The following is a 26,429-nucleotide window of genomic DNA, read 5'->3' as shown; positions in this document are numbered from 1 at the left end:
CCGGTGCCTGCGTAGACCACTGTCCCCGCCGCTGCTGCCAAAATAGATTCCCCCATCGACCCGGCAAGATCAATCCCCTTGTTGACGGGCTTTCTGGTCGAAAATCGACCAATCATTTTGCCATCAGAGGGCCACTGCCACCCTGAAACCGGCCCGGTCGGCACCGGTTTTGGCGATATATGACCATTTTTAGGTTTCGCTACTTTCGGCTGTACCGCTGTAGGCGGTGAATTTGACGGGTTTCTGACAGTGACACGCGGCGCGCGGGCGGCTTCTGCGGCGGTATAGTCGATGTCAATTTTCTGTCCAGGGTAAATCGTGTGTGGGGAAGAAATGGAGTTAGCGTTCGCCAACTCGCGATAGTCCAGTCCATAGCGCCATGCAATGGAATATAACGTCTCACCTTCGCGAACGAGATGAAAACCCGACGCCGTTTTGTCTCTGCCGAATTTTTGATCAACTGAGACGAAGCCACCGCCAGATGTACAAGCAGTAACTATCGTTGAGGTTATGACTAATATGACAAGCCGGGCAGTTTTCATAGGTTCTGACAAGTTTACGACTTTTTGACACCCGATAGTGACGGCTTTCCGCCCATGTAACGGTTTGCAACCTTTGCAACTCAGGTGAATAAAAAACGTATTTTTTAATTCCAAAGTATTCTAAAAAATATCAGGATTTTTTTATCCGTAGCCACTGTATACAGGATTTCAAACCTGCTTTTCAAAGAAAAGAAGTGACTAAACAGACGTTCATTTTATTTTTCCGCTGAATTCCCATTTCCGAAGCGTTCAAGTCCGATAACAAGAATGGCCCCTGAGAACATCAAAAAAATTGAAATCACAACCATTTCATCAAATACGGGCAGTGCCATCTGCTGTACGAATGGCACTTCTTCTCCTTTGCTGTTGATGCGTGTCGACAGCGTTTCTTTCCATGGCCAGACTTTTACTAATGATCCGACCATAAAACCCGTCAGAAGTGCGAGTACTACGGATGCATAGTGATGCAGAAGCCAGCTCAGAAGACGAGAAAACAGCAGCAACCCAAGGCCTGCACCTGCGGCGAAGGTCACCAGCACCGGCAGATCGAATCCCTTGATTGCCGCAATAACCGGCGTATACAAGCCCATCAGCAGCAGAATGAAACTGCCAGAGATACCGGGAAGAATCATGGCACAGATAGCTATGCTGCCAGCGGCGAAGATAATTGGTAGCGTCACGGCAGTTTCGGTAGGTGATGCGAGACTGATAAAGGCGGCAATTGCAGCCCCTACCACCAGCATTGCGATTTCTTTTAACCGCCATTGGGGTATCGTACGGCCGATATGTACGCATGAGGCGATAATTAAACCGAAGAAAAATGACCACAGCAGAACCGGATGAGTCATGAGCAGGTGATGAATTACTTTGGCCAGACTGATGATGGCCGTCAGAATGCCTGCGCCTAATGCCAGCAGAAAGGTTCCATCGATATGAGTCCAGGCTGATTTGAAGCCCTCGGCTCTGAGCTTCCTTAAAGCCTCCAGGTTGACGCTGGAAATGGCATCCAATAAGCGGGTATAGATACCGGTGATAAATGCGATAGTGCCACCCGACACACCAGGGACAACATCCGCCGCCCCCATTGCCATACCCTTAAGAAAAATTTTCAGATGCTCCATTGTATCTCCGTTGGTGCGCAGCCCCTGCGCAAATGTCGTTGTTGTAAATCGTGTATTCGATTGAGTGACAGATAAAGAAAAGGACGCCGTAGCGCCCTCTGATTAATTCTGAACTCCGGGTAGAAAGGGCACAAAACGCACCGTTTCCAGAGTTTTTCGTGCGAAGTGATCACCGCGTCGGGTGATCAGCACCAGCTTCTGCTCTTTGCCACCGACCGGGATGACCATACGTCCACCATCAGCGAGCTGTGCCAGTAATGATTCAGGCACCTCTTCCGGCGCAGCAGCAGCAAGAATACCATCGTAAGGCCCATGCTCTGGCCACCCCCAGGTGCCATCAGATAAGGCAAGGTGCACATTGTCGTAGCCCAGGCTTTGCAGACGCTCAACGGCCCGATTGTGCAGTGGTTCGATACGTTCGACACTATATAATGTTCTGACAAGCGGACTGAGTACCGCGGTCTGATAACCAGAGCCAGTACCGATTTCCAGTACCCGTTCCAGCGGCCCGTTCGCCAGTAGAGTTTCTGTCATGCGTGCAACGGTATAAGGCTGGCTGATGGTCTGGCCGTTGCCGATGGGCAAAGCAGTATCTTCATACGCGCGGTGCGCGAGCGCTTCGTCGACGAAAAGGTGTCTTGGAGTTGTGGCAATGACATTCAGCACTTCTTCGTTTCTGATGCCAGCTTCCTGTAAACGCTGCACCAGACGGTTGCGGGTGCGTTGCGAGGTCATTCCAATGCCAGATAAGTAGTGTTCGTTCACCTTGCTTCCTGCACTCTCACTTCTCAAAATATTCCGACATCGGAACCAACATGCTATGTAGCGTCATATCGATCTGAATCGGGGTGATCGAGACCCGCCCCTGCTCAATCGCATAAAAATCAGTACCCGGCCCGGCATCAGCAACGTCGCCCGCCGCCGAGATCCAGAATAATTCTTTGCCACGAGGGTTGGTTGTTTTAACCGGATTATCCGCTTTATTTCGGTGCCCCAGACGAGTCACCTCAACACCGGTAATGTCCTCGTAGGGTAGATCCGGAACGTTCACATTAATCACGGCGTTGCGCGGCAAGGCCAGAGATTCAAATTGCGGCAGAATATCGATCAGTACCCGGCCAGCTGTTTCAAAGTGGGTCTTTCCACATAAAGAAACCGCTATGGGTGTGCGCTTCAGAAAACGCCCTTCGGTGGCAGCGGCAACGGTACCACTATAGAGAACGTCGTCCCCCAGATTGGCGCCGCTGTTGATGCCTGCAATCACCCGTTCGCACGTGTCCGCATGAAATTCGTTGAGAGCCAGGTGCACCGCATCGGTCGGGGTGCCATCAACACTATGAAAACCGTTCTCATGGTGAATGACCTGCAGGGGCCGGTCGAGCGTCAGAGAGTTACTTGCGCCACTACGGTCACGGTCTGGCGCACTGACGCGAATATCGTAGCCCGCCGCAGACAACGTCCTGGCCAGCATCTTCAAGCCGGGCGCATGAACACCGTCATCATTGGAAAGCAGCAGAGTCATCAGGGTACATACCTTTCAGGTTCAGTTGTTTCTATGCATTCACGAATAAGTGATGTCGCATAATAACCGGCAGGCAGTGAAAATGTGAGTAGTAAATGCGACTCTTCTGGCCAGCTCCAGGTCATATTACCGGGCATTGCTGCCAACGCACGGCGATCCTGATTCAGACCAGAGAATTCAAGCCCCTCACAGAGTTCAGGATGTTGTGCAGCAATCTCCGATTCAAGCGCCAGAGCGTCATCGGTAGTTGTCAGCCGCCCTCGTCCCCACATAGGTCCTGTTGCGACACCTTCATCCGTCAGGATATCGCCAGTCAGGCTCTGCCCCCACAACCCAGAACGTATTCTGGCGGCGAGAACTTCGTTAAACAGGAAAGACCGGACCGAAGACAGATAGATGCCTTTCTTCTTTTTATTACGCACGCGAATTTCACGCTTCAGCATCGCCATGCCATTTGCCACGTTGTCCCCTGCCAGACCAAACCTCTGGGGGCCAAAATAGTTCGGGACGCCATACTGTTGAACCAACGACAGATTACGCTCGATGGCAGTACGGTCTCCTTTGACTTCACGTAAAAGTATCTGAAAACGATTACCGAGCAGGTCTCCAGGGCGCAGCTTTTTTATATGCCGAGCCTGACTTATTACACGAAACTCAGGGTGTTCGAGTGCTATAAAGTCTGGCGCCTCTGTTTTAGGCATCCACACAGTGAACCACTGACGCGTTTCTGCGTATCGGTCTTTCAGGCCTGCATAACCCACATCCAGCTCGCGAACACCGGCGAATTCAGCAATCTGAGCGGCCACAAACTGCGTATTCGCCCCATCTTTGGCGACATCAAGCCAGACATGCTCTCCTTCGCCCGACGGCAACCCAAGAGGAATCTCTGTGACCACAAAGTCACTGTTCTCCTGCTTTAATACGGCCGTAGCTCCTGTCGCTTCGTACGCGGATGGCCACTCCGGTAATACTGAATAATCCTGCATTATTGCGTCTCACTATTCAGCAACAGAGCTACCGCGTGAACGGCAATACCCTCTTTACGACCGACATAACCGAGCTTTTCAGTTGTGGTGGCCTTCACATTGACGTCGTCGATTCTGACCTGAAGATCTGCAGCGATTACGGCGCGCATATCAGCGATATGAGGGGCCATCTTTGGTGCTTGCGCGATGATGGTGACATCAACATTACCCACGCGATAACCTTTGTCAGCCACCAGAGAAACAACATGACGCAGCAGCATGCGACTGTCAGCGCCCTTCCATTGTTCATCCGTATCCGGGAAGTGTTGGCCGATATCCCCCAGTGCCGCCGCGCCCAGCAGCGCATCAGCCAATGCATGTAATGCAACATCACCATCGGAGTGCGCTTTAAGGCCGTGCGAGTGAGGAATTTTCATACCTCCAAGCGTAATAAAATCGCCTTCATCAAAAGCGTGTACGTCAAAACCGTGTCCGATGCGCATGGCCTGTTCCTGAATTAGTTGCTCATTAATGTTGCGATAAAAAAAGTTCTGCCAGTGCCAGATCTTCCGGCCTGGTAACTTTGATATTGTCTGCCCGGCCCGAGACTAAGCGCGGACGGCCACCAGCATATTCGATTGCAGACGCCTCATCTGTCACTTCAAAACCGTCCGCTAGTGCTCGCTCGAGTGCAGTTCTTAACTCACCCAGACGAAACACTTGTGGGGTAAGCGCGTGCCAGAGCTGGTCACGCTCTACCGTATGATCAATCACCACCGAGCCATCTGCCTGAAGTGTGCCCCGTTTCATGGTATCTCGCGTTGGCGACGCCAGAATGGCCCCGCTGTCACCAAGCCCATCAAACAGAAGATCAAGATCACTGTGTCGTAGACAGGGGCGGGCAATATCATGCACGGCTACCCAGTCAGTGTCCGAAGCTATCCCCTCAAGTGCGCATAAACCGTTAAGTACCGAGTGACAACGCTCGCTACCGCCTTCCGCCCTGATCACATCAGAATGGCTGGCAAATTGACTGTCTGGCCAATAGGGGTCGTCCTCAGAAAGCACGACCACTGCCTTTTCAATAGAAGGGTAAGAAAGTACACACTCAAGGGTATGATCGAGAAGGAAGCGGCCTTTCAGAGGAAGGTACTGTTTTGGCCGGTCGGCCTGCATGCGGCTGCCTACACCAGCAGCCGGGAGCACTGCCCAGATAGAGTCGCTCATGAATCGGGTTCTGCAAATAAGATAAAGGTCTCGCCATCTTTAACCAGCCCCAGTTCCTCGCGGGCAGTCTCTTCCAGCAAGGCATCGCCGGTGCGTAGATCCATCACCTGATTCAACAAGGCATGATTCTCTGAAGACTGTTTATTGTTGGATGTCTGCAACTGATCTATCTGACGCTCAAGCGCGCGATTAGCAATCACGCCGCTGTCATCGAACCACAGGCGGTACTGCAGCACGATCAGCAGAAAAATGCCTACCGCAGTCCAGAAATGTGTAGCTCGGAATGCCATGTACAAGGTGCTCCAGGTCGGAGAAGACCAGACGTTAAGAATGGCCACATAGTAAACCAGCGGGACAGCTTGACCAAACCGAACAATAAAAAAAGCGGGCCTGAGCCCGCTCTCCATCGAAACACAGTTAACCTGTACTCAATCAAATCACTCCACGCCTGATCCGCGCTTATCATTTAGCAGCAGCGCATCCAGTCCGGAACTATCACCAATCGCGATCGCAGTTTTCACGTCACCGGCCGCAAATGGCAATGAATCAAGACCTGAAATAGCGGGGCTGGTGGTATCATCGGCGGCGATGTCTACCGTATAGGTGGCTGGTGACAGAGCGACGTACCCAGTGTCCTGACCTTGTTCAACATCCGCAAACGTTGGTGATTGCGGTTGAGTCATACCGTTTTCATAGACAAAAATATCCACAGGGTCGGCAGCGGTTGCAGAGGAGGCATGAACCAGACGAACGTAACCATTCGAGGCATCTTCCGCTGCACGGGTATCGGTAAGTACTATCAGCTGCGCATCCGTTACTGCTCCGGAGTCTCCCGATGCGATGACTGTGTAAGACTCACCGCGCTCCAGAGTCAGATCTCCGCTCAGGTTCGCCAAAGCATTACCAAGCCCCTGATCATCTGCAGCAATAGCAACACTGACCGTACCCGGATCGAGCACCGTATATCCATTTACTGATTGGTAAGTAAACCCATCAATGAATAACTCGCCATTAGCGAAAACATCAACATCAATGTCGTCAACGGCATGAACGACCCGCAGCTCTGCGCTATTGTCCAACACCGTGGTTGCACCAGAGTCAGACCAAGCAATTAAGGACACAGGTGAACGGCCTTTGATGCTGTTAACAGCTACAAGCGCGATATCCCCTGCGACATTAAGCTCTCCAGATGCGTAAACCAGCTCTTCGGATTCATCTCCACCAATGAAGACCTCGTAATCTCCTGCCGCGACGGCTTCAAGCGTTGCGTTCGCTTCGAACGGTACCCCATCCAAGGCCGGTGTATCCGCACTAGTATCCGGATCGTCTCCCGGTGCAGTCACAAAAATATCGACATCATCAGCAACCGTCGCGGCGTGGACGACGGTTACGTCAGCATCCCCGTCTGTGTATGTTGCGGTGTCATCGATAACCTTGAGATCAAGCTCGGCCACATCATTGATGGCGATTACTGAGTAGTAACCGTTATCCATGAGATCAACCTCTGTACTGAACGCTACGGTTTCAGTGCCAGCGACCAGAATTTCTACTGTTGTCAGGCCATCCTCAATCTCAAGGTAGCCGGTACCCTGCTGAAAACTGACGTCGCGCAGGACAACATCGCCATTGAGCGCAACATCCACGTTGGGAGCATCCGCCGATGCATGTAAAACCCGAAGGTAGGCCTGATCATCGTTACTGTCATCGCCACCACAGGCGGCCAGCGCGGCCGCAATTGTGGTCAGTGCCAGAGGCTTAATGTAATTCATAGTCTCTCCTGATTAGGTTAGCTTGCCATATACAAGGTATATACAATATATGTACACACAAATTAACAAAGATAGCCCCAGAGTGCCTGAACTGACAATTGATTACATTTCTGGAAAGAAATTCGACAAAGTGGTACTTATCGAGCCAGCAGCCCAGAGAAGACCTCTAGAGACAGGTATGCGACCCGAGTTAGGGGGAGGATCAGCAGAAAAACTAAAGCAGATAGCAGAGGCCATCTGCATCAGAAAACAGGATTAGTGAGAGGAGACCCTCTCTCCATTGTAGTATCGGGAGTGAGCATCCCGGGCGTCGCTTCTGACCTCACCTAAGACTTCATAAACGACTTCGAAGGTATTGAGATCGACACCTTCGACTTCTTGGATCGTACTGTCAGGGAGATAGAAAATACGATGATGATCACGATAATAGCCCCCGTCGATTCGTTGGAAGCTCGAAGCATCAGCAGTGGTATCTGTTACTTCAGTACACTCATAAAACCGGTAGTTATCATGCGCTAACCAGCTATTCAGTGGAGTGAACGACTGAGCATCTGCACCTTCAACAATGTTGCCTGCATAATAAATTTTCTCACTGCAGCGAGCCCAATACTTTTCAATATCTTCAAAAAACTCGAGATGACTTAAACTACACCCACGTAACACCGTGTTCCCGTAGATGACCGTTTCACCGCTAGCGACATAGTCACGACTCCTGCTGAGATCATTCAAAGCTTCAAGAGGTCCGCCAGGAGCTCCCTCGACAACCTCTCCACGGTAATACGTGTGTTCATTATCCCAGGCGTGGTACGCAAAGAAGTAACTCAGGTCGCCCTTGAACGTATCAAACGACTTAGCGTCAGCTTCAACTATGGGTTTGGCATTAAAATATGCGGTGCTCTTGGCTACCGAGTAGCCCTCGTTCCGAATCCCTTGAAGAAGATTAGAAATGCTGCGGAACATGCCTGCGTTAAAGATGATAAACAGCACCAGACAGCCAATCAGAAAATAACCACTGGCCAGCCCCCAAAAAGACTTTCCAGCGAGACTCAGCAAACCAAACATCCAGATTGGATACGACATATAGACCAGAAGCTGAATCATCCAGTCCAGACGGTTAGAAGCACCCGGACCACCCATGCCCATGATAGATACGATCCAAACCATGGGCCAGAGCATGAGCGCAAAGGTAACAAGGATATTTCCTAACAGACCCATAACTTACCAGCCCCACTCACTGGATGAGCTAGCGGGTATGTCCTCTGCAACAGCATTACCTTCGCTATCAATTTCTTTTTCTTCACGCTTCGAAGGGTAGAAACCAAGTGGTGGCAGTTCAGACTCAGGGACGCCTTCGGTTGGAATGATTTGAATACGTGAGAGGTAGTCAATAAAGACAGGTTTCAGGTGAGCTTTGAGATCTTTTGGCGGATAAGTTTTTCTTTGCCAGAATGAAGCCGTATCAAAAACAATAATCAAAGCGAGGTGCTCTGTGAGCTCAGTCATCAATGCATTATTAACCGAAAAATCACCAAACTCGCATAAGCTCCATAAGCGCTCTTCTGCACGAAAAATTAGCACATCATTGTGATCTTTGGGCACCGTATAATTTGGCCACTCTTCTGGCTTGTGTGCCGGTCGATTGTGCAGTCGAATTGTATTCTCGACCAAGTCTTTTTCTGATCGCCAGTGGCTGCTGTGCATCGATAGTTCTGTCTTAGGCCAGATCTGAATATTTACAGAAGCTACCCAACCAGGGAACTGTACACGCATATCTCTATTAATAACGTAAAAGCTGCCACTAAAAGGATTAATTTCACCAGTTTCATTAGGATTATTAATAACTCCACCTTCGATATCATGAAACTGGTAATCTAGGCGTCTGTCGCAGCGAGCACCATCGTTACACGAAACAAGAACTCGATAGCTATCCACTTGAAAGCAATACTGTGCTCGTAGCTCAGGAATAGACACCGCAGGATAAAGGTGCTCAGAAGTCATCAGGCAATTACCCTAAGCTGGGAAGTTGAGCTTTAGAACCCATTCCCTTCCACAAGTCGAAAAAACTGTTGATACTATCCTTTGCTACCAAGTCAGAGTAATTTTGACAGGTCGACATTGCATCCTGACTAAGGGATGCAGGATCGAAATTCTGATGCAACTGCGAAACATTGCTGATGTCACCAGATTCTAAGTTTGCTGTCGCACCGCAGTCATCTGCCAACTTTTTAATAAAAGAAAAAGGCGAATAAGGGGAAACCAGAGAAAATTTGAATTTCTCTAAGGAGACATTTTTACTTTTAACTAAGGCCAGAGCACTTTCCAATAATTTCGAAGCGTCGTTATAGCAATAAACGGTATAGCTTTCATAATGACGACCGCTCCACTCCCCCAAGGAGGCTGTATTTACGAGAACATCAGCCAGGTCCGACGGGCTGACAACTCGGTGCCTGGCTTCAGGCGTTGCATAGTCGTTTCCATCGTTTGATATCGTTAATGGGCAATGGTAGAGGTTAAAATCGGTTTTATCACTTTCCTGAGCACTGGCCTTTAACATCTCCTTTGAAAGATCACTTAGTTCGATAAGCCCTCCCTCATCGACCACGGAGCCTAGCCTTAATACCTTTGCTGTCAGCTCTTGCGAAGTTACTTTCTCATCGCTCCATTTAAGCCCATTAGCCCTCATATGAAACAGGCCAACGTCCACCTTCCTACCATTGGAAGATATGCTATGAATATTATGAACATAGACACCAGGGCCCTTGTCAGCTCCTGCGCTTCCTGCCTGTAAAACCCGATAGAAGACACGAACGCAACGATCACCGACATCTCCGATATCCATATAGAACTCGGCAGCATCACCAATTGCCTGTCCAGACTTTGTGCCAGTAGCTTCAGAGGACAATTTGCTTTGAATATCGTTAGCTATTTTTTTCCCGGCGGCATTGGTTGGATCAACACATTCGGTAAAAACAGGTACCAGAGAGGGGTCAATGTATATCTTTCGGCCATCTCTATTAGGCAAGTAGACCAAGTATTCATTAAGCGGTGTCGCGGCCATCGAGCTTCCTTTGCAATGCAGTTCCTTTATTGGCCGACAGGATAAACGATTGGCCTGTTAAATCAATCAATACAGGCCAGACCTGAGACTTACTTCCGGGGTGGTATTGCGTAACTGCCTACCGCATGTGCGACGGGTTCCTGATCCCCTTCGGAGTAAATAGAAACCTCTCCCACCACTAAGGCCTTGCCGACTTTCATCAGAGTACATTCTGCGATGATGTCGCGGTCTGAAGCCGGTTTCCGCAAGAAGTTAAAGTTCAGGCTCGTTGTAACCGCCATCGCAACCAAGCCCAGCTCGGCCAGTATGGCGACGTACAAAGCGGCATCGGCAACCTCCATTAATACTGGCCCCGATACCGTGCCTCCCGGCCTGAGATGTGCTTCGGTGATACGCTTTCGAATCGTGGCCGAGCGGCTGCCCAATGCTTCGATCATAAAATCCGCTTGCGGAAATTCTGTTGCAAAGAAATGCTCCAGCTCTGCCTTGCTCGCCATATATCTACCTCTCAGAACACTTTGTACCAGCATTCTTCTATGACTGGTGCCAGTTACATCATAGCTTTAGGATAGAAGGTATTGAAACCGGGAAGGCACGACCATGAGCATACTTCTGAAAGGTAAAACGAAAGATCTTGACGGCTTCAGTGTTACTCGCATCCTGCCGCATGCAGAGAAGCGTATGGTCGGCCCCTTCGTATTTCTGGATCACATGGGGCCTGCGCACTTTGCCGCAGGTGAGGGCATCGACGTAAGACCTCACCCACACATCGGGCTGGCGACGCTGACCTATCTTACAGAAGGCTCGATACTTCACCGGGATAGTCTCGGCAACAACATGGAGATTCTACCGGGTGACGTAAACTGGATGACCGCTGGCCGGGGCATCGTGCACTCCGAACGTGAAACTCACGAAACGAAAGCCAGCGACCATGCGCTCAATGGGCTTCAGTGCTGGGTGGCGCTGCCAGAGAAGTTTGCGGAGATTGAACCCGCTTTCACTCACCACAAAAAATGCCAGCTACCTCAGTTTAATAAAGAAGGTGTCTTTGCCAAGCTGATCGCTGGGGATGCCATGGGCATGACCTCGCCGATCCGCACATACTCCCCTATGTTCTTTCTGGATGTCATTTTTAGCGCCGATAGCAGTTTCAAGCGCCCGAATCCGGATCGGGAATGCGCATTGTATGTCATCGAGGGGGAGGTGCTGGTCGGCTCAGAACGCTACCAACAAGGAGACTTTGTTCTCCTGTCTCCAGACGAATCTGTCTCGAGTAACGCCTACGCCCGGACCATATTCTTAGGTGGCGAGCAATGGTCTCAACATCCACACATGTACTGGAATTTCGTGTCGTTCAGCAAAGAACGGATTGAACAGGCTAAACAAGACTGGCAGGAGCAGCGTTTCCCGGATATTCCCGGAGACAACCAGGAATTTACGCCACTGCCCTGACAAGAGGCAGGAAGGAAGTAAGAAGGATCAGGCGCTCTGCTCCCGCTCAGAGCGCAGCTTGTCTCTCACACCCATGAGCACTTTGCCGAAGTTGTTCTTTCCTCGCATATCACGGCCACTGCCCCAGAAATAATCGTAACCACTCAGCTCCGCGATTCGCAGCTCGCCCGTTTCTAACAGTTGTTCGGCAATATCACGATGAGTGCGGCACTTAATGTAGGTGCCACGGGTCATAACTACCGTGCTGGTCTTCTTCCAATCCTTGCGACGCTTTGGCTTACGGCTCTTACCTAGTTTCGCTGCCTCCTCGGCAGTCTTCGCCTGACGGATTTTCTCGCGGTGAGCCTCGTCTTCGAACTTCATTGCCTGATAATAGTGCTCAACACTCGGCCATTCTGCGCCATCCAGCTCAAAGGCAAATAAGGCATACGACGACAGCGGCTGCTGAGTATCACTACGGTTTAACGTGAAAAGTTCTTCGTTTTTATGTTCAAACAACATCAGGCGGTCCAGCTACAGGCTTTCGCTCAATTTACCAGACAATTCTTTGGCGTACATCAAAGCTCTGTCTGCTTTATGTGCTTTCCGGCCTCGTTACTTGGTCAAACAAGACGCCTTGAACTAGTATTAATCCACCTGAATAACAGACGCCACTATGACTACGGATTCAAATACATTGAAGGAACCTGGCCTGCTCACGATTTCTAACCCCATGGACTGGAAAGCCATTGACCGTTTTATCCTTCTCGCCTGCCTGGTGCTTCTCGCGCCACTGTCTTTTGGTGTCAGTATGTGGGCAACCAATATCCTGGCCCCTGAGTGGTTGAACCAGACGTTGGTGACCATGCTCAGCATTCTGTACGTAATGCATATCGCGGTGATGGGAAGTTTCATACTTACCGCTATGAAACTAAGAAATTATACGCATGACTGGCCCCTATTTGAGAATGCCATCATCAGTAGCTTTCTGGTTACCGTGATGACCACGGGATACCTGACGGGCACTCACTTGTCTGAGGCCCTCCTGATTATATTTCTCGGTGTCATCATTACCTGCACACTCGCCGATGTGAATAAAGTCAAGTTTTGCTTCTGGATCGTCGTTCCCATTCTTATCCTGATGTCGGCGCTCGATTACAGCGAAGTCGTTCCTTATGCCATGCTACTTGAGCGATCACCTTACTCAGAGGATGGTCGCCCTCTTGAAGGCTGGATGATGGTAAGGATGACCGTCGCCGTCATCCTTGCACCGCTTACCTATCTCTGCATTCTGGCCATGAAGCGCTGGACCGAACGTGAAAGCCTGTATCTGGAAATGTCGACAATCGACGGCCTGACCCGACTCTCAAACCGCAACTCTCTTATCAGCAGAGGACAGGAAGAAATCCGCCGTGCCCGGGCTTCAGACGCCATGCCCCCGCTGTCCTGCATCATGATAGATCTCGACCACTTCAAGCAGATCAATGACACCTGGGGGCACCACGCGGGTGACGAGGTACTGATCGCCGCATCAAAAGTCATGATGGACAGCGCCCGCCCTAACGATGAAGTCGGTCGCTATGGCGGAGAAGAGTTTGCGGTTCTGTTGCCGGGTACCACTCTATTACAGGCCAAACTGATCGCAGAACGTATTCGTAAACGGATCAGCAGTATGAATGTTGTGGTTGATGGCCAAAAGATTGATGTGACCGCGAGTTTTGGCGTCGCCTGCTATCCTTCTCCCGATGTTGAAGCCATGAGCGACCTGCTGAAAACGGCAGACAAAGCATTGTACGAAGCCAAGGAAACCGGGCGGAATAAAGTGGTTACGGCGTAAACTTCTCCCAGGTGGTATCAGCTATTACTTAGCCTGTTTAAAGCCTTGTCAGCCTCATCGAGAAAATCAATAAAGTCTGTCAGATGATTATCAAGAACGGAAATTACGATATCCAGGTTCAACTTCTGATAATCATGAACAGCAATATTGCGAAGCCCGACCATTTTCTGCATTTTCAACGATATTGCTGACGATAAATGCCCTATTTTTCAAGCAAGGCGAAGCTGTCGCGACTCGATTGTGGAACACCTAAGCGACCATGTTTAATCACTGTATTGGCAACATCAATGCAAGCTTCACAGGCTCGCTGAAGATTCAGTATCACTGAGTCCTGCTTGGTAAAGCTGCCTCGCAGAGTTGCTTCATCCGCATACTCTTCACGAATACGAGCAATACAACGTTCGACAGTTGCACGCTTATTCAAGATAACGTCATTCATTGCGTTCATATGCCTTTAAGATGTCAGCGCGGGATTCCTGAAGATGGCCATACTGAGTCATAGTGGATGCTGCAAATAGATCCGCCTCCAGCGATTCTCCGAAGAGCAAACGTCCATTCATCACTATCTGCATCTTGAGTACCGTGCTCGCTTCCTTCAGGTCAACGAGATCAACATCCTGGCCAAGCTCGGCAGCTAACTCTTCGGCGATGTGCCAACGACTGACGTTATCCAGATTAACACCCGCCAGAAAGGCGATATCCCAATCACTGTCAGGACGGGCATCACCACTCGCCTGCGATCCGAACAGGTACAGCAAACGCAGGCCGGACAGGCGCTTGAGGCAGTATTCAAGGATATGAGATTCGGTTGGGGACATCAGACTCTCCAGTGTTACTCAGAGGGTAACGCTGGAGGGGAAGTGAGGCAAGATAGTAGTGGTCGAGTCGAAATACGACTGAGGGTTACCCCAAAAAATACAATCTCACTTTGAGAAACGCTGATTTTCCGATGGATACTTAGAAAATAAAAACGCCGCTAAAAAGCGGCGTTTTTTTCTCGCTCAACCGATAAGCGGTGTCTCAAGCTGGCAATCACATTGCAAGCGCAGTAGCGATTTTTAAGACCATCCGAGCGCAGCAGGTAGCAAAAGCGTCAGGAGCGATGGCTGAGCTAGGCAAAAGTGCTTGAAGAAACGGAGTGTACAAGTTGTACATGAGTATTCTGAAAGCACTTTTAACAACGCTCAGCCGAGCGCACTAGCTTTTTACTGGCCCTTAATTTCAGAACGGCCTTTATACGGCGCTTTCGCACCCAGCTGCTCTTCAATGCGCAGCAGACGGTTGTACTTAGCAACACGGTCTGAACGGCACAGTGAACCCGTCTTGATCTGGCCAGCAGCAGTACCGACTGCCAGGTCAGCGATGGTCGCGTCTTCAGTTTCACCTGAGCGGTGAGAGATCACAGCGGTGTAGCCTGCGTCTTTCGCCATTTTGATCGCGTCCAGAGTTTCAGTCAGAGAACCGATCTGGTTGAACTTGATCAGAATAGAGTTAGCGATATCTTTTTCGATACCTTCTTTCAGGATCTTGGTGTTGGTTACGAACAGGTCGTCACCCACCAGCTGTACTTTGCTGCCCAGTTTTTCAGTCTGGTATTTCCAGCCAGCCCAGTCAGATTCGTCCTGACCGTCTTCGATAGAAACGATTGGGTACTGGTCGCACAGTTCTGCCAGGTAGTCAGAGAATTCTTCTGCAGAGAATACTTTGCCTTCGCCTTTCAGATCGTACTTGCCGTCTTTGTAGAATTCAGAAGACGCGCAATCTAGAGCCAGAGTTACGTTCTTGTCCAGCTCGTAGCCAGCGTTAGACACGGCTTCTTTGATCGCTGCCAGTGCATCAGCGTTAGACGCCAGGTTTGGTGCGAAACCACCTTCGTCGCCAACAGCAGTGTTCAGGCCCTGAGAAGAAAGTACTTTCTTCAGAGCGTGGAAGATTTCTGCGCCACAACGCAGTGCTTCAGCGAAAGTAGGTGCGCCAACTGGCTGTACCATAAATTCCTGAATATCAACGTTGTTGTCTGCGTGCTCACCACCATTGATGATGTTCATCATTGGTACTGGCATAGAGTAAACGCCAGAGGTGCCGTTGATGTCTGCGATGTGTTCGTACAGCTCAACGCCTTTTGCAGCCGCAGCGGCTTTGGCAGCAGCCAGTGACACAGCCAGGATGGCGTTTGCACCCATGTTGGCTTTGTTCTCAGTACCATCGATCTCGAGCATCTTGTTGTCGAGGGCGCGCTGATCCAGTGCGTCCATACCGATCAGGGCAGGCTTGATGGTGTCGTTGACGTTAGCAACGGCTTTCAGTACGCCTTTGCCCAGGTAACGGCTTTTGTCGCCATCACGCAGTTCCAGTGCTTCGCGGGTACCGGTAGATGCGCCGCTTGGAGCGCATGCTGTACCGAAGAAACCACCTTCCAGGGTGACGTCTGCTTCGATGGTTGGGTTGCCACGAGAATCCAGCACTTCGCGTGCTTTGATGTCGATAATTTTAGCCATAAATGCTCCTGAAATTAACGCGACCTTCGCGCTTTATACGAAGGCCGATCACAAGGTTTAAATTTAAAACTTATTTATTGTTCAGAGCCGCTTTAATAAAGGCTGAGAACAGGCCATGGCCATCACGTGGGGTCGAGGTAAATTCCGGATGGAACTGACACGCCACAAACCATGGGTGATCTGGTACTTCCACAACTTCTACCAGCTCGCCGTCAACAGAGCGACCGGCGATACGTAGACCGGCTTCTTCCAGCTGCGGTACCAGTGATGAGTTCACTTCGTAGCGGTGGCGGTGACGTTCGGTAATGATGTCTTTGCCGTAGGCCGCTGCAGTGTATGAGCCTTCGGTCAGAACACACTCCTGGCCGCCCAGGCGCATGGTGCCGCCGAGGTCAGAGTTTTCGTCACGGGTTTCAACATTACCGGACGCGTCCTGCCATTCAGTGATCAGACCAACCACAGGGTGCTGTGTGTCGTGGCTGAATTCGGTCGATTGCGCGTCTTTCCAGCCCACAACATTACGGGCGAATTCGATCACGGCAACCTGCATACCCAGACAGATGCCGAGGTATGGAATTTTGTTTTCACGTGCGTACTGAACCGTGCGGATCTTGCCTTCAACGCCACGGTTACCGAAACCACCCGGTACCAGAATCGCATCAACACCAGCCAGAACATCAACGCCTTTACGTTCAACGTCTTCAGCGTCGATGTAGCGGATATTCACTTTCGCGCGGTGGTGAATACCGGCGTGGTCGATCGCTTCGATCAACGACTTGTAAGCATCCAGCAGATCCATGTACTTACCGACCATGGCGATGGTGACTTCTTCTTCAGGGTTGAGCTTGGCGTCTGCCACGTCATCCCATTCAGACAGGTCGGCTTCTTTGCATGACAGATCGAACTTCTCAACGATCAGGTCGTCGAGGCCCGCTTCGTGCAGCATGCGTGGAATCTTATAAATAGTGTCGGCATCTTCTAATGGAACGACTGCACGCTCTTCAACGTTAGTGAAGAGTGCAATTTTGCGCAGAGAAGAGGCATCAATCTTGTGATCAGAGCGGCAGATCAGGACGTCAGGCTGCAGACCGATGGTACGCATCTCTTTCACAGAGTGCTGAGTCGGCTTGGTTTTGGTTTCGCCCGCGGTCGCAATGTACGGCACCAGTGTCAGGTGCAGAGACAGTGCGCGCTTGGAACCCAGTTCAACTTTCATCTGACGAACCGCTTCCAGGAACGGCTGAGATTCGATATCGCCCACGGTGCCACCGATTTCGACCAGAGCAACGTCTGAGCCTTCAGCGCCTTCGAGTACACGACGTTTGATCTCGTCAGTGATGTGCGGAATCACCTGCACAGTACCGCCCAGATAATCACCACGACGCTCTTTCGCCAGTACGTCCGTATAAATACGACCTGTGGTGAAGTTGTTGCGGCGTGACATGGTGGTACGGATGAAACGCTCATAGTGACCCAGGTCGAGGTCAGTCTCGGCGCCATCGTTGGTCACGAAGACCTCACCGTGCTGGAACGGGCTCATAGTGCCCGGGTCCACGTTGATGTACGGGTCGAGCTTGAGCATGGTGACCTTGAGGCCACGGGCTTCCAGAATGGCAGCCAGAGATGCAGAAGCGATGCCTTTCCCCAAAGAAGAAACAACACCACCCGTGACAAAGATAAAACGTGTCATAGAAGGTCCGCGAGCAGAGATGAAAAATTTGTTTGAGAACGGCTGAAAAGCTAGCTTGAGAACTTTGCGCAGCGCGCGAAAAGCAGCCTCAGGCCCCTCTCTTAAGATGGGAGGGCAGTTTACCCGAATCGGCCTCGTGGGTAAATGAAAGTGGTGCTTTTCTTTCCCCCTGTCGTCTGCTACTTTTTCCTCCATATTTATCCTTTCCGGACGATTATGAACTCAACACGGTTTTCTGTAGCGACTCTGCTGAATGTTACCAAGCTAATGATGAACGCTTGGTGGCAGGCATTGTCACGTGCAGCATTCCGGTTCTGATCATCTGAAAGACCTGTTCCGGAGACGCTGCGGTCGAGCAGCTAACCGGGTCAGGACTTCCGCCTTAACTCTCTTCCGCAGCCATCCATTACCCCAAACGGTCACCGACCAACGTTTAAAAAAGGAATGACCATGGCTGCTCCTGAACCAACGCACGCAGACCAATCCACAGACAACACCAGAGACATCCGCTTTGGCCTGATGCTGGCCTTAAGCGCTGCATTCCTGTTCTCAACCAAACCGATTCTGATCAAATGGTTGTACAGCCTCGGCATGAGTGCCATGCCGCTGATGGGTCTGCGCATGGTGATTGCACTGCCTGTATATCTGGTGATCGGTTCGATGCTGTGGAAGCGCATGGAGCAAAAGCCCGCGGGTACAACCATGCTGCGGGCCGCCGCTGTCGGGTTGCTCGGGTATTACCTTGCATCACTGCTTGATTTATCGGGTTTAGAATATGTCAGTGCCCAACTAGAGCGCCTGATGTTGTACGCCTATCCCAGCATGGTCGTGGTGATCGGCGCACTGTTCTTCGGTGCGAAAGTCAGCCGTTCTGTTATCCCGGCGTTAGTACTTACTTATGCGGGGCTGGGCATTATGTATGGCCATGATCTGCAGATTGCTCCGCCGGGCACCAGCGACAGTGACATTACCAAAGGCACCCTGCTGATACTCGGCAGTGCGCTGTCGTTCTCGCTGTTTATTCTGTTCAGTAAGCGTGGGATTGCCGAACTGGGAAGTCTGTTCTTTACCTGTATCTCGATGGGGTCGGCGACCATAGCGACGCTGGTACATTACTCGATTAGTGAAGGACTGGTGATTCCAGAGATGGACACACCACGCTGGATCGGTACCTTTGTGCTGGCCATTATCGCGACGGTTGTTCCTTCTTTTATGGTCAGTGAGGCCATTAAAAGAATTGGCCCCGCCAAAGCCAGCGTGTCGGGCACTATTGGCCCGGTGATGACGACGATCATGGCCATCCTGTTTCTTGGGGAGCCATTCGGCTGGGCAGCCGTCGTTGGAATGACCCTGGTTATGATTGGCGTGTCCCGCCTGAAATAAGCTTTTCCGGATCGCCCTATCTTTTCAGGACAAAACGGGCGGTCCTCTCCTCCCACACTGATTTTTCTATACAAACTGCTACACTTGTATAAGTCCTGCATCTGAAAAAGCAGGAATTAATAAATACCTATCTTAAACACAGCTAGCCAGGAGCTATCCATGACGAAGTCTGTTGCCTTTAAGGTATCAGCGCTGACCGCAGCCGCGATACTGTCTACCGCCGCACACGCGAGCCCTAACCTCTCTGGTGGAGTTTGGTTTAATTACCAATACCAGCAAAATAATGATGCACACCAGGAATCATGGGGGGTCATCGACAGCGAGGCGCTGGTTCTGTACGCCGACGGCAATGTGCCTGACACCCCTTGGACTTACTCTGCAGAAACCCGTATTGGCCCAGGCAGCTTTACCGATGCAGACAACAACAGCACAGGCAGCCAGTTTGCGATTCACAAGGCCTGGGTTGGTTACCAGTTTGAAGACGGTCCTATGGTGACTATCGGTAAGAACCAGGTGCCATTCGCCTGGAAAACCTACAACTTCTGGCCGGGCGATATGCTGCTGGCTGGATACGGCGATCAGATGGATGTCGGTGTAAAAGTATCTCAGACGCTGGGCTCACTGCACTACGATGCTGCGTTGTACCTCGCTGATGACTGGTCAACCAGTACGGATACTATGGATGATAATCGCCATTGGGGTAGCACCAGCACCTACCGCAAAGTACAGACTTTTGTAGGTAACCTGGCCTACTCGGTCAACGATATGGCGACCTTCGGTGTGTCTGCGCAAAGCGGTGGCTTGCAGGAACTGGTCAGCGGAGACGGTGAAGTCTCGGGCGACCATAATGCTGCTGCACTTTACTACACCATTAACTTCGGTGGCCTCTGGGCAAAAGCCTCTTACATCTCTACCGAGCGTAACCTGCCGAATGAAGTCGCAGACGTTACTATTGAAAACGACCGCTACGCAGCAGAAGTCGGCCTGAACACGGGCAACTGGTCTTTCTACGCAGACCTGACGTACGCTCAGCCTGATACCGACGGTAATGATGCCGACACCATCCGTGCCTTTGCACCTGGCCTCAGCTACGACTACGGCCCAGGCTGGATGTATCTCGAATATCTCACTCAAGACGGGTACGTCGACAGAAATGGCATGGCTCTCGAAGGTGACTTCGATGCTCTTTACGCAACCATCGATTTCTACTTCTGATCCTGTACTGTGATTCACTGCTAACGCAGTAACAAAGCCCACCTTTAAGGTGGGCTTTTTTAATGGCGGGCTTTTTTGTTTTTGATTAATGCACCGGCGCTGTATGCTGGACAATAAAGCTCATGGAAGATAGAACGTGAACGTCACGCCAGCTCTCTCTGCGTTAAGCCTAATCACCTGCATCGTCGGCTGCTCAGAACCCGTACCTGACATAGAGATACCAGATACCGGGGTGGCCATTATTGTCGAGGCCAGTCTCACGAACGGCGATACCGATGCCAGTGTCGCCGCAGCCGTTTACGACTCAGGACAACCGGCCCCTATGGTTGGTGGCAATGTGCTGGAAGTCACCTCGGAGAGCGTCGCGGCTATCCTTTCCGGTATCGATGAACGCGACAATTTCTACTCCGGACAAATAGGTATCCCGAACCCAGACACAGATACCATCAAGGTAGCGATAGTTCACCGACCTCAGGAAACCCGTCAGGAGCGCTGGTATCCGACAGAGGATATATTAGTCGACCCTGGCCCAGGTGAGTTCGAGGGCTTCGAAGCCACTCTTCTGTTACCGGCTGCCGTCGAAATCACAGCACCGCAGCCAGGCCTGAGCTATTCAAGCCGCGACGATATTATTCCACTCGAGTGGACAGGTATCTCTGCCGATGACTTCAAACTAGTGACCTACAACCGCTGCCGATCCACTACCGATAGTGATGACCTTAGCTGGGTTTACACTTCGCAGATTGAAGACGATCAACAGGAGGATATCCGCGTTGGCGATATTATTCCCGCCACGGGTGTGCTTGAAACGTCAGCGAATCTCGGAGACGTAGTGACAGGCTTTGTTCAATTCTTTATCGAAGCCACCCTCAGTGCTGCGACCCTGGGTTTGTATGAGCCGACTGAAATCAACTTCGATGAATTCGAACTTGATTACTGCACCATTCAACTGTCACTCGTGCGTCAGCGGCAGGGCCAGATCGGCGAAGATTTCAGTGGCGGCAGTATCACCGGTAGCCGTAGTGATAACCTTCAGGTGGAGTATCGTCCATGAAGCCTTTCTCCGTTTCTACGAAACTCATCAGTCTCGCAGTTCTACTTCTCACCTGCTCTCTGGCGAACAGCGAGCCTTACCCTACGACCAAGAACAGCCTGTTATCCCGCTTGTCTGTAATACCCCACATCGGTATCTCACAAGCGGATATAGAGACGGACAGTGCAATAAACGCTTCGAACCAGCCGGAGTTTGATTCCAATTTAAATTATGGACTGGCTTTGGAATATTCAGCTCTTTCCTGGCTCAAGCTTGAAGTGGATTACACCCGTCACCGCGAATCCGAAACAAATAAGCAGCGGGATATCGCAGGCGAGTATAAAAACAGTCTGACCTCTGACATTGTCGCGCTGGGTTTGCAGGTTGAGACCTTTCAATACAATAGAACCAGGCTATATGTGAAAGGTGGCGGACTGATCTATAACACCCAACTAACGGTAAAAGAATACTTTGATGACGTATACCCATCAGGTGAGGCCTCAGCCAGTGACCGCGGCCAGGGGTATTACGCTGGGATCAGCCTGTATCACCCTCTGGATGATGACATTAAGTTCATGCTATCAATCAATCATCAACGACTGAACGACGTATTCTCCGACACAAGACGAGCATTCGATATCCGCTACAACAGTCTGATGTTAGGCTTAGCATTCTGACCTTTACCAAACACAGGAAGTAAAACCATGGCCGCTGGCAGCCTACTCGCGTTACTCGATGATATTGCTACCGTATTGGACGATGTTGCTGTTATGTCCAAAGTTGCGGCGAAGAAAACCAGTGGCGTTCTGGGTGATGATTTAGCTCTGAATGCGCAGCAGGTGACAGGTATTCGTGCAGAGCGAGAACTCCCCGTCGTATGGGCTGTTACCAAAGGCTCACTTTTAAACAAACTTATTCTCGTCCCTGCAGCCTTACTGATCAGTGCATTCTTACCGCAGGCCATCGCCTGGCTTCTGATGATAGGTGGAGCCTATTTGTGCTACGAAGGCGTCGAAAAGCTGATGCACAAATTCTTTCATAAAAAAGCGGAAGAACATCAGGCAAGAGTTGAAGCCATCAACAACCCGGAAACGGACATGGTAGCGTTTGAAAAAGAAAAGATTAAAGGCGCCATCCGGACCGACTTTATTCTTTCGGCAGAAATTATAGTAATTTCTCTTGGCACTATGGCCAGCGCTGCCCTCTTTACACAGATAATTGCGTTGTCACTACTCGCTATTCTATTTACCTTCGGTGTCTATGGGCTGGTCGCTGGTATCGTCAAGCTTGATGATGCTGGCCTCTGGCTAACCGAACAAAAAGAAGCCCGCCTGGGCATGTTCAAAGAAACCCTCGGACGATTCTTACTAGGACTGGCGCCCCGCCTGATGCGTTTTCTCTCAATTGCCGGCACCATCGCCATGTTTCTGGTCGGGGGTGGTATTATTGCCCATCATATCCCCGCGATTGAACACTTTACGCATGATATTGCTAAATCGGCGTCTTACCTGGCGATTCCCTCTGCTGAGCTGATCTCCGGGATGACGGTCAACCTGATCACTGGTATTGCTATCGGTGTCATACTGGTCATACCGGTACAGCTATTAAATAAACTGCGCGGTTAATCGACTGTATAAAAAGCTGGATGATATTTAAACCGGGTTATCGATATCGATAAATACAACATCCAGATCAAATTCATCGGCGAGATACTCACCCACCGCTTTGGCGCCATAGCGTTCAGTTGCGTGATGTCCGGCACTGAAAAAGTGCGTGCCTGTTTCTCGTGCCAGGTGAACCGCTGGTTCATTCACTTCACCAGTAATATAGGCATCAACACCCGCATCAATGGCCTTCTGAAGGTAGCCTTGCGCGCCTCCAGTACACCAGGCGACCGTTTCGATCGTATCGCCAGACTCTCCGATGTGCAGAGGCTCTCTCTGCAGACATTGTGCAATCCAAGCACTCAGTTCACCGCCCGTCATCGGTCTTGGCAAACGACCGATATTACCCGGCACGGATGGGTCAGACTCATCCAGAGGGCCGTCGACCTGAATCCCCAGAACATCCGCAAGCTGAATGTTATTGCCGTATATCGGGTGCATATCTAACGGAAGGTGGTAAGCAATCAGGTTTATATCATTAAGCAGAAGCGCTTTAATCCGCTCTTTCTTGATCCCAGTAATGCATTCGTCCTCACCTTTCCAGAAGTAGCCATGGTGCACAAAAATCGCATCTGCCTCTTCAGCGATAGCAGCTTCTATCAAGGCCTGATTTGCGGTCACTCCCGTCACGACTTTCTGGATGGTTTCGTTACCTGATACCTGCAATCCGTTCGGACAATAGTCGCGGATTTTGCGGCTTTGCAGAATATGATCAAGATGAGAAATAAGCTCTTTACGTGTAACCGCCATAGTCGTGCCATCCAAAAGTTTGTAACATGTCAGCTCATTGATCTTAGAGAGATTGCGGAGCGCTGACAAATGTCTCCAACGCAGACATTCGCATTGCGGATATTGTTCCCTGCAGCCATCGGAGGCCTTATTGCCACTCTGATACTGTTGATCGCACCCGAGTGGGTATTGCCTCAGGTCGCGACTCCTGTTCAGGAACCACAACCGCAGCAACATGTCGCATCAAATGTACCAGCGATGCAGGGCCCGGTAAGTTATGCGGATGCCGTTAATGCAGCCGCACCTGCCGTGGTGAATATCTATACCCGCAAGGTCGTGAAGCGACGCACAAATCCGCTATTGAATGACCCAGCTCTACGACGCTTCTTCGGCGAATCAGAACAACCCAGTGACCGCATGCAAAGCAGCCTCGGCTCGGGCGTGATTATGTCCAATGAAGGTCATATCATCACCAACTTCCACGTGATCGAAGGGGCGGATGAAATCACGGTTGCACTGTTCGATGGCAGGGATGAAGAAGCCACACTGGTCGGTAGCGACCCTGAGTCCGACCTCGCGGTTTTACAGATCAACCTTCCTGACGATATTGCCCCGGCAACCATTACCAACGTTGATGGTCATGACGTCGGTGACGTTGTACTGGCTATCGGCAACCCATTTGGTGTCGGCCAGACAGTTACGATGGGGATCATCTCGGCCAAAGGCCGTAACCGCCTCGGGCTCAACACTTACGAAGACTACATCCAGACCGATGCAGCCATTAACCCGGGTAATTCGGGCGGCGCGCTGATCAACGCCTACGGCGAACTCGTTGGCATCAATACCGCCATTTTCACCCAGTCTGGCGGCAGTGAAGGCATAGGCTTTGCGATACCTGCTGATATCGCCCACAGAACCATGGCTGACATTGCACGTTACGGTACAACGATCCGTGGTTGGCTGGGCATTGAAGTACAGGAAGCTTCGCCAGAATTGCTCAAATCACTGAAGCTTCCAGAGAAATTAACCGGACTTTTGGTCACGGGTGTATTTCCTGAAGGGCCAGCAGAACAGGCTGGGCTGGCAGCGGGTGATATTATCATCGGTCTAAATGGTGATAGTGCGAACAACGCCGTCGATGCCATGAACCGGATTGCCAGCCTCAGGCCCGGCGATAAAATATCTGTAGAATTTCTGCGCAGTGGAGAGCAGCTGTCGACCACAGCGTTTGCTGGTCTAAGAGACCAGCCAGAAAACTGATCTTGCGTAAACCTGAAGCTGCCTTCTCAAGCAGCCAGGACTTTCTCGAGCGCAGCATAAAGCGCAATATTCTCTTCAGGCGCTCCCACTGTAAAACGTAGCGTTTTCGCTAACAATGGGTGAGCACCATCGGTGCACTTGATCAGAATATTTTCCTGCTTTAATGCCTCAAATATATTGCGGGCTACTTTACCCTCGGGCACACGTGCCAGAGTAAAATTCGCCTCTGAATCAAACGCAGAAAAGCCAAGCTCTGAGAGCTTCCCGTGCATTTTTTCACGCTCTGATTTTAATACATCACACTGCTGCATCAGTACATCGTAATGTTTTAATGCGAATGCCGCAGACGCCTGCGTGAGCACATTAATGTTGTAAGGCATGCGAATTTTATCCAGCTCTGACAACCACTCTTTACGACCAAACAGCATGCCCAAACGCAGACCAGCCAGCCCGACTTTCGACAGCGTGCGCATGACCAGCACGTTATCAAAACGGTCCAGCCAGCTCAGATGATTGCGACTGGAAAAGGGTAGATACGCTTCATCCAATACGACCAGACCTTTATGATCCGCCGTATTACTCGCCTCAATAATGGCGACCAGATCGTCTTCTGCCCATAAATTACCGGTCGGATTATTCGGTTGCGCCAGAAAAATCAGCGCCGGTTTTTTCTCATTAATCGCCGCCAGCATGGCATCCCGATTCAGAGAAAAATTATCGTTTAATGGCACACCGCAATAATCAATACCCACAAAGGTCGCGATCATCTTATACATTACAAACCCGGGTTCAGGCGCCAGAACACAAGCCTCCGGCTGAGCAACCGCCATCGCCAGTAGCTGAATAATCTCATCCGAGCCATTACCCAAAAGCACCTCATATTTATCCGGCACCTGCATCGCCTCACGCAGACCAGCAACGACCTCAGGGGCGACGGGGTTTGGATAACGGTTGAGGGCGCAATCGGCGAGCAGTGACTGCCACTCAGAGATCATATCCTCCGGCCAGCGAAATGGATTCTCCATAGCGTCCAGCTTAATCATGCCCTCGGCCTTACCGACGGGGTACGCCTGTAAGGTGCGGATTTCAGGGCGGATGAGCTGTTCAACTAAAGCGTTGATGGACATATTGGTAGCCTTGCGTGAATCTGGAAAGTTGTGGCGGCATTATACATTTTTAGCTGCCTTCGGCAGGAGGCTCTTTTGGCTGCCGCCAAGCCTTTGTTTTTTCTGCAAGGGGCAAGCCCCTTCCGATCCTCAAGGTTTACAGCTGCCTTCGGCAGGAGGTCACTTCTAGCTGCCGCCGGGTCTATATGCCCTTGTTGGGGGACCTTGTCCCCCGGGCGGGCGGCCCATCCCCCTGCTTTCGCGCTTTCTGGGCCGTGAATCCGATATTTACTGGCTTTTCCGGCAACCGGCTCCGGCGGGCATCCATGCCCGTATGGAGCCTCGTTCGGCATCCTGCCTCACGTTACCTGCAAAGCTG

At 50.9% G+C, this 26,429-nt stretch carries 29 protein-coding genes; 8 read left to right on the top strand and 21 right to left on the bottom strand.

Annotation, left to right across the window (positions count from 1 at the left end; all coding sequences use genetic code 11):
* The 13 genes from B2067_RS04895 to B2067_RS04835 form a co-directional block, all read right to left on the bottom strand.
* Nucleotides 1-542: LysM peptidoglycan-binding domain-containing protein (locus tag B2067_RS04895; RefSeq protein ID WP_301387650.1), on the bottom strand; the 542-nt coding region annotated here is incomplete at its 3' end.
* A 215-nt stretch (nucleotides 543-757) separates the two neighbouring features.
* Nucleotides 758-1,663, bottom strand: a complete 906-nt coding sequence (locus tag B2067_RS04890) for a DUF368 domain-containing protein (RefSeq protein WP_068437231.1) — start codon at nucleotides 1,661-1,663, stop codon at nucleotides 758-760.
* 102 nt (nucleotides 1,664-1,765) lie between these two features.
* Complete coding sequence (locus B2067_RS04885; protein ID WP_068437229.1) at nucleotides 1,766-2,398, bottom strand: protein-L-isoaspartate(D-aspartate) O-methyltransferase; 633 nt, start codon at nucleotides 2,396-2,398, stop codon at nucleotides 1,766-1,768.
* A gap of 46 nt (nucleotides 2,399-2,444) precedes the next feature.
* Complete coding sequence (surE, locus tag B2067_RS04880) at nucleotides 2,445-3,185, bottom strand: 5'/3'-nucleotidase SurE (protein WP_301376820.1); 741 nt, start codon at nucleotides 3,183-3,185, stop codon at nucleotides 2,445-2,447.
* Nucleotides 3,185-4,171: a tRNA pseudouridine(13) synthase TruD gene (truD, locus tag B2067_RS04875; RefSeq protein ID WP_068437225.1), complete on the bottom strand. Its 987-nt coding sequence runs from the start codon at nucleotides 4,169-4,171 to the stop codon at nucleotides 3,185-3,187. Before truD ends, surE begins: the two co-directional genes overlap by 1 nt.
* On the bottom strand, nucleotides 4,171-4,653 hold the full coding sequence (ispF, locus tag B2067_RS04870) for a 2-C-methyl-D-erythritol 2,4-cyclodiphosphate synthase (RefSeq protein WP_068437223.1): 483 nt from the start codon (nucleotides 4,651-4,653) through the stop codon (nucleotides 4,171-4,173). The genes truD and ispF overlap by 1 nt, the downstream gene beginning before the upstream one ends.
* Nucleotides 4,654-4,678: 25 nt before the next feature.
* Nucleotides 4,679-5,377, bottom strand: a complete 699-nt coding sequence (gene ispD / locus B2067_RS04865) for a 2-C-methyl-D-erythritol 4-phosphate cytidylyltransferase (RefSeq protein ID WP_068437221.1) — start codon at nucleotides 5,375-5,377, stop codon at nucleotides 4,679-4,681.
* The gene (locus tag B2067_RS04860) at nucleotides 5,374-5,667 is read right to left on the bottom strand and encodes an FtsB family cell division protein (protein WP_301387648.1); all 294 of its coding nucleotides are present in this window, start codon (nucleotides 5,665-5,667) and stop codon (nucleotides 5,374-5,376) included. Before B2067_RS04860 ends, ispD begins: the two co-directional genes overlap by 4 nt.
* Before the next feature lie 147 nt (nucleotides 5,668-5,814).
* Entirely contained in the window at nucleotides 5,815-7,146 is a 1,332-nt protein-coding gene (locus tag B2067_RS04855; RefSeq protein WP_068437220.1) for a DUF4397 domain-containing protein, read from the bottom strand.
* 255 nt (nucleotides 7,147-7,401) lie between these two features.
* On the bottom strand, nucleotides 7,402-8,361 hold the full coding sequence (locus tag B2067_RS04850) for a DKNYY domain-containing protein (protein ID WP_301387646.1): 960 nt from the start codon (nucleotides 8,359-8,361) through the stop codon (nucleotides 7,402-7,404).
* 3 nt (nucleotides 8,362-8,364) lie between these two features.
* Entirely contained in the window at nucleotides 8,365-9,144 is a 780-nt protein-coding gene (locus B2067_RS04845; protein ID WP_076516478.1) for a hypothetical protein, read from the bottom strand.
* A 7-nt stretch (nucleotides 9,145-9,151) separates the two neighbouring features.
* Entirely contained in the window at nucleotides 9,152-10,204 is a 1,053-nt protein-coding gene (locus B2067_RS04840) for a hypothetical protein (protein WP_076516476.1), read from the bottom strand.
* Between the two features lie 89 nt (nucleotides 10,205-10,293).
* Nucleotides 10,294-10,701 (bottom strand): PaaI family thioesterase, encoded by a 408-nt coding sequence (locus B2067_RS04835; RefSeq protein WP_273089940.1) that lies wholly within the window; start codon nucleotides 10,699-10,701, stop codon nucleotides 10,294-10,296.
* 103 nt (nucleotides 10,702-10,804) lie between these two features.
* Between B2067_RS04835 and B2067_RS04830 the strand changes: the two genes are divergently transcribed.
* On the top strand, nucleotides 10,805-11,656 hold the full coding sequence (locus B2067_RS04830; protein WP_301387645.1) for a pirin family protein: 852 nt from the start codon (nucleotides 10,805-10,807) through the stop codon (nucleotides 11,654-11,656).
* Nucleotides 11,657-11,683: 27 nt separating this feature from the next.
* On the opposite strand, the gene B2067_RS04825 is transcribed toward B2067_RS04830, so the two are convergent.
* Nucleotides 11,684-12,157 (bottom strand): NADAR family protein, encoded by a 474-nt coding sequence (locus tag B2067_RS04825; RefSeq protein WP_076516470.1) that lies wholly within the window; start codon nucleotides 12,155-12,157, stop codon nucleotides 11,684-11,686.
* A gap of 154 nt (nucleotides 12,158-12,311) precedes the next feature.
* On the opposite strand from B2067_RS04825, the gene B2067_RS04820 reads away from it, so the two are divergent.
* The gene (locus B2067_RS04820; RefSeq protein WP_301387643.1) at nucleotides 12,312-13,472 is read left to right on the top strand and encodes a GGDEF domain-containing protein; all 1,161 of its coding nucleotides are present in this window, start codon (nucleotides 12,312-12,314) and stop codon (nucleotides 13,470-13,472) included.
* 17 nt (nucleotides 13,473-13,489) lie between these two features.
* Here the strand turns inward: B2067_RS04820 and B2067_RS16030 are convergent, their stop codons facing one another.
* The 5 genes from B2067_RS16030 to B2067_RS04800 form a co-directional block, all read right to left on the bottom strand.
* Nucleotides 13,490-13,636: a HepT-like ribonuclease domain-containing protein gene (locus B2067_RS16030; RefSeq protein ID WP_349676347.1), complete on the bottom strand. Its 147-nt coding sequence runs from the start codon at nucleotides 13,634-13,636 to the stop codon at nucleotides 13,490-13,492.
* A gap of 38 nt (nucleotides 13,637-13,674) precedes the next feature.
* A complete protein-coding gene (gene hepT, locus B2067_RS04815) occupies nucleotides 13,675-13,911 on the bottom strand; it encodes a type VII toxin-antitoxin system HepT family RNase toxin (protein ID WP_297530646.1) in 237 nt (78 codons plus the stop codon).
* On the bottom strand, nucleotides 13,904-14,290 hold the full coding sequence (gene mntA / locus B2067_RS04810) for a type VII toxin-antitoxin system MntA family adenylyltransferase antitoxin (protein WP_301387642.1): 387 nt from the start codon (nucleotides 14,288-14,290) through the stop codon (nucleotides 13,904-13,906). Before mntA ends, hepT begins: the two co-directional genes overlap by 8 nt.
* A gap of 387 nt (nucleotides 14,291-14,677) precedes the next feature.
* Nucleotides 14,678-15,970 (bottom strand): phosphopyruvate hydratase, encoded by a 1,293-nt coding sequence (gene eno, locus B2067_RS04805; protein WP_301387641.1) that lies wholly within the window; start codon nucleotides 15,968-15,970, stop codon nucleotides 14,678-14,680.
* Nucleotides 15,971-16,040: 70 nt separating this feature from the next.
* On the bottom strand, nucleotides 16,041-17,660 hold the full coding sequence (locus B2067_RS04800; protein ID WP_301387640.1) for a CTP synthase: 1,620 nt from the start codon (nucleotides 17,658-17,660) through the stop codon (nucleotides 16,041-16,043).
* 450 nt (nucleotides 17,661-18,110) lie between these two features.
* On the opposite strand from B2067_RS04800, the gene B2067_RS04795 reads away from it, so the two are divergent.
* The 5 genes from B2067_RS04795 (at nucleotide 18,111) to B2067_RS04775 (ending at nucleotide 22,916) form a co-directional block, all read left to right on the top strand.
* A complete protein-coding gene (locus tag B2067_RS04795; protein WP_301387639.1) occupies nucleotides 18,111-19,043 on the top strand; it encodes a DMT family transporter in 933 nt (310 codons plus the stop codon).
* 159 nt (nucleotides 19,044-19,202) lie between these two features.
* Nucleotides 19,203-20,258 (top strand): hypothetical protein, encoded by a 1,056-nt coding sequence (locus B2067_RS04790; protein WP_068437197.1) that lies wholly within the window; start codon nucleotides 19,203-19,205, stop codon nucleotides 20,256-20,258.
* Between the two features lie 136 nt (nucleotides 20,259-20,394).
* A complete protein-coding gene (locus tag B2067_RS04785) occupies nucleotides 20,395-21,312 on the top strand; it encodes a hypothetical protein (protein ID WP_301387638.1) in 918 nt (305 codons plus the stop codon).
* Nucleotides 21,309-21,968 (top strand): outer membrane beta-barrel protein, encoded by a 660-nt coding sequence (locus B2067_RS04780; protein ID WP_301387636.1) that lies wholly within the window; start codon nucleotides 21,309-21,311, stop codon nucleotides 21,966-21,968. The genes B2067_RS04785 and B2067_RS04780 overlap by 4 nt, the downstream gene beginning before the upstream one ends.
* A 27-nt stretch (nucleotides 21,969-21,995) precedes the next feature.
* Nucleotides 21,996-22,916 carry a DUF808 domain-containing protein gene (locus tag B2067_RS04775; protein WP_301387635.1) on the top strand — a complete coding sequence of 307 codons (921 nt, stop codon included), beginning with the start codon at nucleotides 21,996-21,998 and terminating at the stop codon, nucleotides 22,914-22,916.
* Between the two features lie 27 nt (nucleotides 22,917-22,943).
* Here the strand turns inward: B2067_RS04775 and B2067_RS04770 are convergent, their stop codons facing one another.
* Entirely contained in the window at nucleotides 22,944-23,705 is a 762-nt protein-coding gene (locus B2067_RS04770; RefSeq protein ID WP_301387634.1) for a Nif3-like dinuclear metal center hexameric protein, read from the bottom strand.
* Between the two features lie 69 nt (nucleotides 23,706-23,774).
* Here B2067_RS04770 and B2067_RS04765 point away from each other — a divergent pair, with 69 nt between their 5' ends.
* Nucleotides 23,775-24,944, top strand: coding sequence for a trypsin-like peptidase domain-containing protein (locus B2067_RS04765; protein WP_301387633.1), 1,170 nt, complete (start codon nucleotides 23,775-23,777; stop codon nucleotides 24,942-24,944).
* 26 nt (nucleotides 24,945-24,970) lie between these two features.
* On the opposite strand, the gene hisC is transcribed toward B2067_RS04765, so the two are convergent.
* On the bottom strand, nucleotides 24,971-26,071 hold the full coding sequence (gene hisC / locus B2067_RS04760; RefSeq protein ID WP_301387632.1) for a histidinol-phosphate transaminase: 1,101 nt from the start codon (nucleotides 26,069-26,071) through the stop codon (nucleotides 24,971-24,973).
* Nucleotides 26,072-26,429 lie beyond the last annotated feature (358 nt).

This window comes from Thalassolituus sp. UBA2590, assembly GCF_002339775.1.
Classification (GTDB): Bacteria; Pseudomonadota; Gammaproteobacteria; order Pseudomonadales; family Oceanobacteraceae; genus Thalassolituus.
This window is presented reverse-complemented; position numbering and strand designations above follow the sequence as displayed.

Excerpts from the sequence above, each read along its gene's own strand:
- B2067_RS04890 (WP_068437231.1), bottom strand. The coding sequence starts at position 1,663 with ATGGAGCATCTGAAAATTTTTCTTAAGGGTATGGCAATGGGGGCGGCG.
- B2067_RS04820 (WP_301387643.1), top strand. The coding sequence starts at position 12,312 with ATGACTACGGATTCAAATACATTGAAGGAACCTGGCCTGCTCACGATT.
- B2067_RS04800 (WP_301387640.1), bottom strand. The coding sequence starts at position 17,660 with ATGACACGTTTTATCTTTGTCACGGGTGGTGTTGTTTCTTCTTTGGGG.
- surE (WP_301376820.1), bottom strand. The coding sequence starts at position 3,185 with ATGACTCTGCTGCTTTCCAATGATGACGGTGTTCATGCGCCCGGCTTG.
- hepT (WP_297530646.1), bottom strand. The coding sequence starts at position 13,911 with ATGAATGACGTTATCTTGAATAAGCGTGCAACTGTCGAACGTTGTATT.
- mntA (WP_301387642.1), bottom strand. The coding sequence starts at position 14,290 with ATGTCCCCAACCGAATCTCATATCCTTGAATACTGCCTCAAGCGCCTG.
- B2067_RS04835 (WP_273089940.1), bottom strand. The coding sequence starts at position 10,701 with ATGGCGAGCAAGGCAGAGCTGGAGCATTTCTTTGCAACAGAATTTCCG.
- B2067_RS04780 (WP_301387636.1), top strand. The coding sequence starts at position 21,309 with ATGAAGCCTTTCTCCGTTTCTACGAAACTCATCAGTCTCGCAGTTCTA.
- B2067_RS16030 (WP_349676347.1), bottom strand. The coding sequence starts at position 13,636 with ATGGTCGGGCTTCGCAATATTGCTGTTCATGATTATCAGAAGTTGAAC.
- B2067_RS04770 (WP_301387634.1), bottom strand. The coding sequence starts at position 23,705 with ATGGCGGTTACACGTAAAGAGCTTATTTCTCATCTTGATCATATTCTG.
- B2067_RS04790 (WP_068437197.1), top strand. The coding sequence starts at position 19,203 with ATGACGAAGTCTGTTGCCTTTAAGGTATCAGCGCTGACCGCAGCCGCG.
- B2067_RS04825 (WP_076516470.1), bottom strand. The coding sequence starts at position 12,157 with ATGTTGTTTGAACATAAAAACGAAGAACTTTTCACGTTAAACCGTAGT.
- B2067_RS04845 (WP_076516478.1), bottom strand. The coding sequence starts at position 9,144 with ATGACTTCTGAGCACCTTTATCCTGCGGTGTCTATTCCTGAGCTACGA.
- B2067_RS04840 (WP_076516476.1), bottom strand. The coding sequence starts at position 10,204 with ATGGCCGCGACACCGCTTAATGAATACTTGGTCTACTTGCCTAATAGA.
- eno (WP_301387641.1), bottom strand. The coding sequence starts at position 15,970 with ATGGCTAAAATTATCGACATCAAAGCACGCGAAGTGCTGGATTCTCGT.
- ispD (WP_068437221.1), bottom strand. The coding sequence starts at position 5,377 with ATGAGCGACTCTATCTGGGCAGTGCTCCCGGCTGCTGGTGTAGGCAGC.
- hisC (WP_301387632.1), bottom strand. The coding sequence starts at position 26,071 with ATGTCCATCAACGCTTTAGTTGAACAGCTCATCCGCCCTGAAATCCGC.
- B2067_RS04860 (WP_301387648.1), bottom strand. The coding sequence starts at position 5,667 with ATGGCATTCCGAGCTACACATTTCTGGACTGCGGTAGGCATTTTTCTG.
- B2067_RS04885 (WP_068437229.1), bottom strand. The coding sequence starts at position 2,398 with ATGACCTCGCAACGCACCCGCAACCGTCTGGTGCAGCGTTTACAGGAA.
- B2067_RS04855 (WP_068437220.1), bottom strand. The coding sequence starts at position 7,146 with ATGAATTACATTAAGCCTCTGGCACTGACCACAATTGCGGCCGCGCTG.
- truD (WP_068437225.1), bottom strand. The coding sequence starts at position 4,171 with ATGCAGGATTATTCAGTATTACCGGAGTGGCCATCCGCGTACGAAGCG.
- B2067_RS04830 (WP_301387645.1), top strand. The coding sequence starts at position 10,805 with ATGAGCATACTTCTGAAAGGTAAAACGAAAGATCTTGACGGCTTCAGT.
- B2067_RS04850 (WP_301387646.1), bottom strand. The coding sequence starts at position 8,361 with ATGGGTCTGTTAGGAAATATCCTTGTTACCTTTGCGCTCATGCTCTGG.
- B2067_RS04765 (WP_301387633.1), top strand. The coding sequence starts at position 23,775 with ATGTCTCCAACGCAGACATTCGCATTGCGGATATTGTTCCCTGCAGCC.
- B2067_RS04775 (WP_301387635.1), top strand. The coding sequence starts at position 21,996 with ATGGCCGCTGGCAGCCTACTCGCGTTACTCGATGATATTGCTACCGTA.
- B2067_RS04795 (WP_301387639.1), top strand. The coding sequence starts at position 18,111 with ATGGCTGCTCCTGAACCAACGCACGCAGACCAATCCACAGACAACACC.
- ispF (WP_068437223.1), bottom strand. The coding sequence starts at position 4,653 with ATGCGCATCGGACACGGTTTTGACGTACACGCTTTTGATGAAGGCGAT.